We start from the raw sequence: 9,577 nt of genomic DNA on the forward strand, positions 1-9,577 counted from the left end.
GACCTCGAGCGTCGGGATCCACGCCATGCCACCCTCCCCGTACCGGCGCTGGTCGCGGACGACGACGCGGCGCGCGGGCACGTTGACGCCGGCCGCCAACGTGGGCGTGGCGCAGATACAGGCCACGTCGCGCTCGCGGAACGCCGACTCGACGACGGCGCGGTGACCCGACCGGAGCCCGGCGTGGTGGAACGCGACGCCTGTCCGCAGGCAGTCGGCGAGCTGTCGGCCGGTGAGCGTGCCGTCCACGTCGGTCGCCTCCTCGGCCGCCGCGGCGGCCGCCTCGTCGATCCCCAACTCCGCGGCGAGGCCGTCCTCGGCGAGCCGCTCGGCGAGGTCGACCGCCTCGCGGCGAGAGCGGACGAAGGCGAGGCACTGGCCGCCGTCCGCGACCGCGTCGGCGACCAGCGCGGCCGTGACCTCGGTCGGATCGTTCTCGTCGTCAGCGTCCCCGTCGCCGTCGATTTCGGTCTCGTCGAGGTCGACCGAGAGGCTCGTGCCGTCGTCGAAGTCGACCTCGCCGCCGACGGCGACGCCGGTCCGGAGGTCGACCGGCCGCCACTCGGACTCGACGAGCGCGGCGTCGAGCCAGTCGGCGATCGCCTCGGGGTTGTCGACCGTCGCCGACAGCGCGACCGTCTGGAGGTCCGGATTCCGGCGTCGGAGCGTCGCCAGCGTCACTTCGAGGGTCGGTCCGCGCCCCGTCGCGCCGAGCAGGTGGACCTCGTCGACGACGACGCAGGCCAGGTCGTCGACCCACGAGGCGCCGTTGCGGATCGCCGAGTCGACCTTCTCGCTCGTAGCGACGACCACGTCGTTGCCGGCGAGCGCCTCGCCCGTCGCGTCGAAGTCGCCGGTGGAGATGCCGCCGTCGACGCCGGGGAGCGCCGCGAACGGCTCGTACTTCTCGCGGGCGAGCGCGCGGAGCGGGCAGACGTAGAGCCCGGGGCCGTCGGCGGTCAGGAGCGCAAGTTGTGCGACGAGTGTCTTGCCCGAGGCGGTCGGCACCGCCGCGACGACATCGGCGCCCTCGCAGACGCCCGCGTCGACCGCCGCGCGCTGCGGCGGGTACAGTTCGCGCACGCCGCGCTCGGCGAAGTGGTCGACGACGCGTGACGAAAGCGGCAGGTCCCGGACGCGCATACGAACACGCCTTCGGCCGGATCGCTGATAAAGAGTCCGCGGCGCCCCCTCTCGAACCCGTTCGGTCGCCGACTACCCGTCGGCGTCGAAGTCTTGGAACAGCTTCTCGTAGTCCTCGTCGTCGGTCGCGACCGCGTCGCGCGACTCGTCGGCCCGCTCGCGGAGCTCGTCGATCCGACCGGTGAGCCGCTGGTACTCCTCGTTGTCCGCGAGGTCGCTGGCGCTCTTTTCGGACTCCAGCATCGCCTTCTTGGAGGTCAGCGAGAACAGCTCTTGGACCTCCGAGTCGTACTCGCCGCGCCGTAACAGCCCTTCGACGGTCTCTCGGAGCGTCTCGCTCGTGACGGGCTTGACGAGGTAGTCGTCGAACCCCATCTCGAGGATGTCGAAGTCTGGCTCGACGGCGGTGACCATCGCGACCCGACAGTCGATGCCCCGTTCGCGGACGGCCGTGAGGACCTCGTCGCCGGAGAGACCCGGCATGCGTCGGTCGAGGAGGATCGCGTCGACCTCGTCGTCGACCTCGTCGAGTTGGTCGAGCGCCTCGCGGCCGCCGTACGCGGTCCGGACGCGGTACTCGTCGCCGAGCCAAGCGGCGTACAGGTCAGCCAGATCGGGTTCGTCCTCGACCACGAGGACCAGCGGCGGTTGCTCACTCATGGATGACGGGAGCGAGGGGGTGTTCGCTCACACGTTTCGTCTCTCCGCTGGCTATATTAAAATACCTCTTCGAAGCGCCACGCTGATCGGTCGCTCGGCCGGACGCGATCGGACGAGACGCGACCGGAGTCGACGAGGCGCAGCGCGACGCGGTGGGGGGCGACCCGACAGGGACCGCGCTCGGTCGGCGGTCGGTTCCGGTTACTCGTCCGGGCTGTAGTTGGGCGCCTCGTCCGTGATCATCACGTCGTGCGGGTGGCTCTCGCTCTGGCCCGCGGTCGAGACGCGGACGAACTCCGCGCGCTCGTGGAGGTCGGGGACGGTCTCCGCGCCGACGTACCCCATCCCGGAGCGCATCCCGCCCGTGAGCTGGTGGAGCTCGGAGGCGAGGCTCCCCTTGTACGGGGTCGCCGCCTCGACGCCCTCGGGGACGAACTCCTCGTCTTCGTCCTCCTCTTTGAGGTAGCGGTCGCCGCCGCCGGACTTCATCGCGCCGACCGACCCCATCCCGCGGTACTGCTTGTACTTCTTCCCCTGCATCGTGATGACGCGGCCGGGGGCCTCGTCGGTGCCGGCGAAGTACGAGCCGAGCATCACGGCGTCCGCGCCCGCCGCGATCGCCTTGATCGCGTCGCCGGAGTACCGGATCCCGCCGTCGGCGATCACGGGCACGTCGTGCTCGGCGGCGACGTCCGCGACCTCCGCGACCGCGGTCATCTGGGGCATGCCCGCGCCGCTGACGACGCGCGTGGTACAGATAGAGCCCGGTCCGATGCCGACCTTCAGCCCGTCGGCGAAGTCGACCGCGGCCTCGGCGGCCTCGCGCGTGCCGACGTTGCCGACGACCACGTCGGCGTCGACGGTCGCTTTGATCGCCTCCGCCGAGTCGAGCACGTTGAGGTTGTGGGCGTGCGCGCAGTCGATGAAGATGACGTCTACGCCGGCCTGATCCGCCGCGACGGCGCGCTCCTCCTCGAAGGGGCCGACGGCGACCCCGGCGAGCAGGCGCCCCCGGTCGTCGCGGCCGGCGTCCTCGTGTTCGCGGCGCTGGAGGATCCCCTGCATCGTCACCAGCCCGACGAGCCGCTCGTCGCCGTCGACGATGGGGACGCGCTCGATCTTATGATCGTACATCAGTTCGAGCGCCTCGCGCGCATCGACGTCGTCCGGGGCGGTGATCACCTCGTCGGTCATCGCCTCGCGGACGGCGTCGTCCTCGCCGACTTCGAGGTAGGGCCGGATGTCGGTTCCGGAGATGATACCGAGGACCGTGTCGTCGTCGGCGACGACCGGCGCGCCGGAGACGCCCTGCCGCTCCATCACCTCGTCGGCCTCGCGGACGGTGTCGTCGGGCGAGACTGTGACGACGTTCTCGCGGCGGATGACGAGCTCGTGCGCGCGCTTGACGCGCTCGACCTCGGCGGCCGTCTCCTCGGCGGTCATGTTGCGGTGGAGGACGCCGAGGCCGCCTTCGCGGGCCATCGCGATCGCGAGGTCGCTCTCGGTGACGGTGTCCATCGCCGCCGACAGCACGGGGACGGTGAGTTCGACGTGCTTCGACACGCGCGTCGTCAGGTCCGCGTCGTCGGGCTCGACCCGACTCTCTTTCGGACGGAGGAGCACGTCGTCGAACGTCAGCGCTTCCGGGACATCGAGCTTCGCCGAGAATCGGCCAGAATCTGTCGCCATATAATCCGTCATGAACGGCCGATGAAAAGCGTTGCGAGACGGCACGGACGTGGTTGTTGCTCACATTCGAATCCCCATTATATACATGATCATGGTTATCAATCGGCCGAGACGCGATCGGTTCGAGAACGATTGAGTCCGTTCGGCCCGTCGAAGCCGCTCTGCGTCCGGAGTGAGAGCCGGAGCCGAGAGATGATCGGAGAAGCCCCGAAAGCGGCGACGGTTCCTCGTCGGAGCCGCGCGTTCACCGTGAATACGTCGTGTCATGCGGACGCGTCTCACACAACCTTTAACGCGACCGAAACACGTATATCAGGTATGGACTCCGACAGTCCCGTGAACGCGCGTATCGCCGGCCAGTCGAACGCCGACCTCGGCGTCCGCTTCACAGCCGGCAATCCGCGCAAACCCTTTACATGGGCTCGTCGGACCTCCCGCGGCGTGGACTCCGCGTGCTGGTCCCCAGACCACTGCGAGTCGCACGCGTCCCACCGCCACCCCGACGGTCAGGGCTATCGTCCCTAAATGAGCACGTCACGTCACCCGGTCGCCCTGCGATTAGAACAGCAGGTCGGGAGCGCGACGAAGTTGCTCGCGACCGTGATGGTCCTGCCGCTCATCGACGGCATCTTCCCCGCCCTCGTCGTCGCCGGCGTCCTCGGATCGGCCACCGGCGTCGTCGAGACCGGTATCCTGATCTTCGGCGGCTCCGCGACCGCTGCGGTGATCCTCGCGGAGATGGACGGGACCCGTCGGGAGATGGTCGCGTCCGTGCTACTGATCGGCGCGGTGATCATCCCGGTCGCCGCCGTCGAGGCGGCCCTCGCGCCAACTCTCCAGGAGCTGCTCAACCTGCCCGTCTTCGAGCGGTTCGCCGGGCTGGTCATCCTGACGATCGCCGCGAAGACCGCTAGCTCGGAAATCGGCGAATACCTGCCGAGCCCGGGCGTGATCATCGGACTCGGCCTCGTCGCGAGCTTCGAGCCGTCGGGGTTCGCCCTGCGGACTTCGACCGAGTACGTCGTCAACGGCACCGCGGCCGCCGCCGTGGGCGTGGCGTTCGCGCTGTCGATCGCGCTGCTGTCGCCGCACCTCCGCGGCCGCGTCGACATCGATCGGTTCCGGTTCGGCTCCGCGGTCGCGCTGGGCGTGCTCGCGCTGCCGATCCTGCTCGGCCCGTTCGACCTCATGCAGACGGAGGCGCCCGTCGCGCTCGCGGTGCTCGCGGTGACGACCCTGTTCGCGTACGACCCGAACTCGGAGGGAGAAGAGGGCGCCGCCGGGGACGACGAGGCGCCCGACGACGACGCGCCGGACGGTCCCATCGACGGCGCGGACGAGTCGGACGCCGACCCCACCGACGCCGACGAAGAGTCGGAGGAAGCGCCGAGCGAACCGCCGCTCGACGCGCCGCCTGAGGGGCCCTCCCCGATCGTCGACGACGACGTCGCCGTCCTCGCGAACGGCGGCGAGAGTCGGGACGCCGACGACGACGGGGCGGACCCGTTCACCGACGACGACTCCCGCGCGCCGTGGCTGTAAGCCCGGCGTAGCCGGCGACCGACATATCCGACGTCTGCCCCGGATCGCACGGCTCCGTGATCGCCCCGCGTGTCGCCGGGGTTTAGGTACTCGACCCCGAACGGACGGTATGTCGAACCGCGTCGTTCAGGGGCGGATGGTGACGCCCGAGAAGCTCGCAGAGCTGCTCGAAGGAGAGTCCGTGCTGGAGGCCGAACCGATCGCAGACGCCGACCGCGACTGCCCGGAGTGCGGCGGGGACGTCATCTCGGTCGGGTACATGCCGAGCGTGACCGAGTTCGTCACCGGGTACAAGTGCCAAGACTGCGACTGGAGCGACGACGACCGAGAGTAACGCCGGTCGGATCGCCGCCGTGTCGCGCGCGTTCGCTCGCCGCCGCCACGTCGTCGGATCGTCCGTGATCGAAACCCCTTTATCCGCGTTTCGGCAACGGACCAATGCGAGATCACGCGGGGCTGTGGCCAAGCCAGGCATGGCGACTGACTCCAGAGGCTTGCGCCCGGGACGACACTCCAGACTGATATACCGAGCGGCCGACTGATCATCGGTCGCGTTGACGACCCTCTGGAGTTCCGAGGCGCACCGGAGATATCAGTCGATCGGGGGTTCAAATCCCTCCGGCCCCATACCCTTGCTTCAGAGGTCCCAGTCGGCGGACTACAGTAGCTCGCTGAGTCCGTGCTTGGGAGCCGGCGTATACACGATACATATAGGAGCAGATGTTGGCAATATAGCTCATGGACGATGTCACCGTTGTCGTTCCGGCCTACGACGAGGCGGGTCGGATAGGGCCGGTCGTTCGTGATCTCGTCGACGAGTATGCCGTGCTGGTCGTGGACGACGGCTCGACGGACGCCACGGCGGCGGAGGCCGAGGACGCGGGAGCGGACGTCGTTCGACAGCCGGAGAACGCGGGCTATATCCGCGCGCTGAAACGCGGGTTCCGAGAGGCGACGTCCGAGATCGTCGTCACGTTCGACGCCGACGGGGAACACCGTCCCGAAGACGTCGACCGTCTCGTTCGACCGGTCAGAGACGGCAAGTTGGATCTGGTCCTCGGTGCCAGATCGACCATTCCGCGCCCCTCGGAACGGCTACTCAACGAACTGGCGCGGTTGAAGATCGACGTGCGGGACTCGGGTACGGGGTTTCGCGCGCTCCGTCGCGAACTGGCCGTGTCGCTCGATCTCGACACGGCCTGTACCTGTGGGACGTTCGTGTTAGAGGCGGCCGCCAACGGGACGAGGATCGGAGAGGTTCCCGCAGAGACGCGCTCGATTCAGAAACCGCGCGGGATCGCTTGGAAACACGGCAGACAGCTCTTCCACGTGCTGCGGTACCTGATGCTTGCCCCACGTCGGTCGTAGGCGCTGGACGTAGTCGCGATACGTATCGGGGACGTTGTGTCTGGATCCCTACGCGTCGACGAACGGGTTCGAGAGCTTCTCGCCCCCTCTTGTGGGCGCCGTGGTGCCTGTCCGCGACGGCGGATCGCGCTCACCGAGGCCGACGGGAGTGATCGGTCGAGACGGCTTCGACGGGTATCGACCGCGTCTCGCGAAGCGTCGGCAAAGTTCCGGTCAGCGGCGAGCCACGATCCGCCCGGCGAGCAAGCCGACGAGCGCGATCATGCCCGCCATCGCGAGGTAGATCGCCAGTCCGATCGCCTCGCCGTTCGCCCCGTTCAGGCCCGCCAGTCCTAGGAACACGACGGCGATGACGGCGTGAAGCGTGAACACGCCAGACGGGACGTTCGCGCCGAGATCGAATCCGAGGTCCATACCCTCGCTTCGGCCACCGTCGGAAAAAGTCGTCCGGTCGGACGCGCGCCATCGACGCGCTCGCCGCCGACGGGGGCGCCACACTAAAGCGACACCGACCCGAGGGGTAGCCCGATGACCGACGCCCGCTCCCGACGCGAGTGGCTCGCCGCGGTCGGCGTAGCGACGACCGCCGCCGCGGCCGGCTGTGCCTCGCTCGACAACCCGCCCGTGGACGAGCCCCGCGAGGCCCCGGACGTAGACCCCGGCGCGGGGGACGCGACGCGACAGACGATACCTCCGGGCGTGGCGCAGTTCCGCGGCTCGCTGGAGCGGTGGGGGTACTACCCGGACGAGACGGTGGCCGACGCGGTCGAAGAGGCGTGGCGGATCCCGGCGGTCAACACCGGCGACCACAGCGCGGCGAAGGCGAGCGCGGTGCCGACCCCGGACGGCGGCGTCGTCCTCCCGGGCGACACGGGGGACCTCCTCGCGATAACGACCGACGGGGACGTTCGCTGGCGCGGCGAGACCGACGCGGGAGGGCGCGGGATCCACGGGACGCCCGCGGTCGCGGACGGTCGCGCCTACGTAGGCGCGTACGACGGCGTCCTCTACGCGTTCGCGCTCGACTCCGGCGACCTGGAGTGGTCGACCGACCTCGGCGGCTCGATCGGGTCGAGCCCGCTGTACCTCGACGGGGAGCTGTACGTCTCGGTCGAGTTTCCAAACCCCGAAGGGCGGCTGTTCGCGGTCGACGCGGCGACGGGCGACGTGACGTGGGAGGAGCCCGACCACCGCCCCACCGACCACCCCCACTCCTCGCCCGCGATCTCGCTCGACGCGGGGCGGATGGTTTGCGGGTCGAACGACGGCTACCTGTACTGCTGGAGCTTCCCCGATCTGGAGTTTCAGTGGCGCTTTGCGACCGATCCGCCCGAGTTTAACGACGGCGAGATCAAGGGCCCGATCGCGACGTACGACGGCGCCGCCTTCTTCGGCTCGTGGGACTTCAGCGTGTACCGCGTCGACCTGAAGACGGGCGAGGAGGACTGGCGCTTCGAGACGGGCGACCTCTCGATGACGGGGCCCGCGATCGACCCCGAGCGCGACGTCGTGTACATGGGGAGCCACGACGACCACCTGTACGCGCTCGACGCGTCGACCGGCGAGATGGAGTGGCGCTTCCGGACCGGGCGGCCGCTCACCGGCTGCGCGACCGTCGCCGGCGACCGCGTGCTGACGGGGTCGAAGGACGGCACCCTCTACGCGCTGGCGGCAGACTCCGGCGAGGAGGTGTGGCGCGTCGACCACGACGGGTGGATCACCAGCGCGCCCCGCGTCGTCGACGGCGACATTTACTACGCCGAGCGCGCGCCGGACCCGGACGGCGGCGACGCCGACGGCGGCGGCTACAAGCTCGTCGCCGCGGAGTGAGCAGGCCCGCGGCGGCCCCGCGACGCTACGACCCCGGCTCGCCGGGTAGGTCGAACACGTCCTCGACGCGCGCGTCGAACTCGCGCGCGATGCGCCAAGCCAGCTCTAAGGAGGGGTTGTACTCGCCCTTCTCGACGTAGAGGATCGTTTGCCGGGTCACGTCGACGCGGTCGGCAAGTTCGGCCTGCGTCAGCTCCGCCCCTTCTCGGAGTTCGCAGATACGCGTCTCGAACTCCACGGTTACGCCTCCACGCCCCGGCGCCGGACCCAAGCCCGCGTGCCATGGGCGACGGAGGAGACGCAAATCGCGACGGCGGCCCACACCACCACGACGCGAGCCTGCGCGTAGGCGGTCTCCGCGACGCCGGCGATCCCGCCCGTCGCCTCCAAGACAGATCCGAGGAGGAAGACGGCGAGCGAGGCCCCGAACAGCAGCACCGCGGCACGGCTCGCGGCGGTTCGAGTGATTTCGCGGGTGCGCTCGTCGGTCGGCGTGTGACCGACGCGGTCGGCGAGCGTCCGGCTAGCCGGGAAGAACGCGACGAACAGCACCGCGCCGCCGGCGAGTAACGGAGCCGATTCGCGGGCCAGACCGAGGTTGAGAATCAGTACCGTTACGAGCATGTGAACGGCCCGTCCGATGCGGTAGCGCGCCTGAGGTCGCATAAGGTGGTCACCTCTGGATGTTAATTTGACCTAACGTTATATATTTCTTACTTCGCTTACCCGCGCGTGACCCGTCGCTCGCGAGGGTTGAACGACGTTTGGGCGGAGGACGCGAACTCGGAGAGCGAAGCGTCGAGTCGGGGTCGCCGGACGAGCGACCGGTCGGGGGGTGTCGGTTACAACACGTCGCCGATGCGGACCGGTTCGCCGTCCAGTTCCGGGTCCTCGGCGACGATCGTCAGCACCTCGTGGTCGGTGACGTCGCGGTAGGACTTCCCGGTCGCCTCCTCGATCAGCGTCTTCTCCAGCTCGAACTCGGTCCCCTCGTAGACGACGTCGACCCCGCGGTCGGTGAACGTCAGGTCGGTGCTCATGCCAGCTGCTACTCCGCACGAGGGCATAAGCGGCACGCACTCCGGAGGCGACGGCGACGCACCCTGTCGCCGGGAGTACCCGCGGCGGGCCGGGCGCGTCGCCGTCAGATCACCTTACACGCGGCGTCGTGTCCAGACTCGCAGAGCTGTTCGAGCGTTTCGCACGCCTGGTCGTTCCCGTTCGCGCAGAGTCGCCGAGCGAGCGCGACCGTCGCGGCCGAGGCGGCGTCGCTGTCCGGCTCGTTTTCGCCGTCGGCGCGGTCGGCGGCGGCAGTGGCGTCGGAGCGATCCATGCCGCGTGCCCG

General features: G+C 69.4%; 12 protein-coding genes and 1 tRNA gene. 5 read left to right on the top strand and 8 right to left on the bottom strand.

Annotated features, from left to right (window positions below):
- From B9G38_RS12020 to guaB, 3 genes are all read right to left on the bottom strand, one after another.
- On the bottom strand, positions 1-1,143 hold a 1,143-nt coding region (locus B9G38_RS12020), incomplete at its 3' end, for a DEAD/DEAH box helicase (protein WP_143415432.1).
- Positions 1,144-1,215: 72 nt separating this feature from the next.
- Positions 1,216-1,803 (bottom strand): HalX domain-containing protein, encoded by a 588-nt coding sequence (locus B9G38_RS12025; protein ID WP_049929939.1) that lies wholly within the window; start codon positions 1,801-1,803, stop codon positions 1,216-1,218.
- 201 nt (positions 1,804-2,004) lie between these two features.
- Positions 2,005-3,492: an IMP dehydrogenase gene (gene guaB, locus B9G38_RS12030; protein ID WP_086220519.1), complete on the bottom strand. Its 1,488-nt coding sequence runs from the start codon at positions 3,490-3,492 to the stop codon at positions 2,005-2,007.
- Positions 3,493-4,017: 525 nt separating this feature from the next.
- Here guaB and B9G38_RS12040 point away from each other — a divergent pair.
- From B9G38_RS12040 to B9G38_RS12050, 4 genes are all read left to right on the top strand, one after another.
- The gene (locus B9G38_RS12040) at positions 4,018-5,034 is read left to right on the top strand and encodes a DUF5794 domain-containing protein (protein ID WP_086215316.1); all 1,017 of its coding nucleotides are present in this window, start codon (positions 4,018-4,020) and stop codon (positions 5,032-5,034) included.
- Positions 5,035-5,143: 109 nt separating this feature from the next.
- Positions 5,144-5,368 (top strand): DUF5795 family protein, encoded by a 225-nt coding sequence (locus B9G38_RS12045; protein WP_086220520.1) that lies wholly within the window; start codon positions 5,144-5,146, stop codon positions 5,366-5,368.
- A 118-nt stretch (positions 5,369-5,486) separates the two neighbouring features.
- A tRNA-Trp gene (locus B9G38_RS18075) sits at positions 5,487-5,661 on the top strand.
- A 111-nt stretch (positions 5,662-5,772) separates the two neighbouring features.
- Complete coding sequence (locus B9G38_RS12050) at positions 5,773-6,402, top strand: glycosyltransferase family 2 protein (RefSeq protein WP_086220521.1); 630 nt, start codon at positions 5,773-5,775, stop codon at positions 6,400-6,402.
- 213 nt (positions 6,403-6,615) lie between these two features.
- Here B9G38_RS12050 and B9G38_RS12055 read toward each other — a convergent pair whose 3' ends face one another.
- The gene (locus B9G38_RS12055; RefSeq protein ID WP_049929948.1) at positions 6,616-6,816 is read right to left on the bottom strand and encodes a hypothetical protein; all 201 of its coding nucleotides are present in this window, start codon (positions 6,814-6,816) and stop codon (positions 6,616-6,618) included.
- Between the two features lie 114 nt (positions 6,817-6,930).
- Between B9G38_RS12055 and B9G38_RS12060 the strand changes: the two genes are divergently transcribed.
- A complete protein-coding gene (locus B9G38_RS12060) occupies positions 6,931-8,232 on the top strand; it encodes a PQQ-binding-like beta-propeller repeat protein (RefSeq protein ID WP_086220522.1) in 1,302 nt (433 codons plus the stop codon).
- A gap of 25 nt (positions 8,233-8,257) precedes the next feature.
- On the opposite strand, the gene B9G38_RS12065 is transcribed toward B9G38_RS12060, so the two are convergent.
- From B9G38_RS12065 to B9G38_RS12080, 4 genes are all read right to left on the bottom strand, one after another.
- Positions 8,258-8,470, bottom strand: a complete 213-nt coding sequence (locus B9G38_RS12065; protein WP_086220523.1) for a helix-turn-helix transcriptional regulator — start codon at positions 8,468-8,470, stop codon at positions 8,258-8,260.
- Positions 8,471-8,472: 2 nt separating this feature from the next.
- Entirely contained in the window at positions 8,473-8,856 is a 384-nt protein-coding gene (locus tag B9G38_RS12070; protein ID WP_086220525.1) for a hypothetical protein, read from the bottom strand.
- Between the two features lie 218 nt (positions 8,857-9,074).
- Complete coding sequence (locus tag B9G38_RS12075) at positions 9,075-9,272, bottom strand: DUF5800 family protein (protein ID WP_006628666.1); 198 nt, start codon at positions 9,270-9,272, stop codon at positions 9,075-9,077.
- 104 nt (positions 9,273-9,376) lie between these two features.
- Positions 9,377-9,577 (bottom strand): hypothetical protein (locus B9G38_RS12080; protein ID WP_394334922.1); only part of this gene is annotated, 201 nt, incomplete at its 5' end.

It is taken from the genome of Halorubrum sp. SD612, assembly GCF_002135005.1.

Coding starts and splice junctions, on each gene's coding strand:
- B9G38_RS12060 (WP_086220522.1), top strand. CDS start 6,931: ATGACCGACGCCCGCTCCCGACGCGAGTGGCTCGCCGCGGTCGGCGTA.
- B9G38_RS12070 (WP_086220525.1), bottom strand. CDS start 8,856: ATGCTCGTAACGGTACTGATTCTCAACCTCGGTCTGGCCCGCGAATCG.
- guaB (WP_086220519.1), bottom strand. CDS start 3,492: ATGGCGACAGATTCTGGCCGATTCTCGGCGAAGCTCGATGTCCCGGAA.
- B9G38_RS12040 (WP_086215316.1), top strand. CDS start 4,018: ATGAGCACGTCACGTCACCCGGTCGCCCTGCGATTAGAACAGCAGGTC.
- B9G38_RS12045 (WP_086220520.1), top strand. CDS start 5,144: ATGTCGAACCGCGTCGTTCAGGGGCGGATGGTGACGCCCGAGAAGCTC.
- B9G38_RS12050 (WP_086220521.1), top strand. CDS start 5,773: ATGGACGATGTCACCGTTGTCGTTCCGGCCTACGACGAGGCGGGTCGG.
- B9G38_RS12075 (WP_006628666.1), bottom strand. CDS start 9,272: ATGAGCACCGACCTGACGTTCACCGACCGCGGGGTCGACGTCGTCTAC.
- B9G38_RS12025 (WP_049929939.1), bottom strand. CDS start 1,803: ATGAGTGAGCAACCGCCGCTGGTCCTCGTGGTCGAGGACGAACCCGAT.
- B9G38_RS12055 (WP_049929948.1), bottom strand. CDS start 6,816: ATGGACCTCGGATTCGATCTCGGCGCGAACGTCCCGTCTGGCGTGTTC.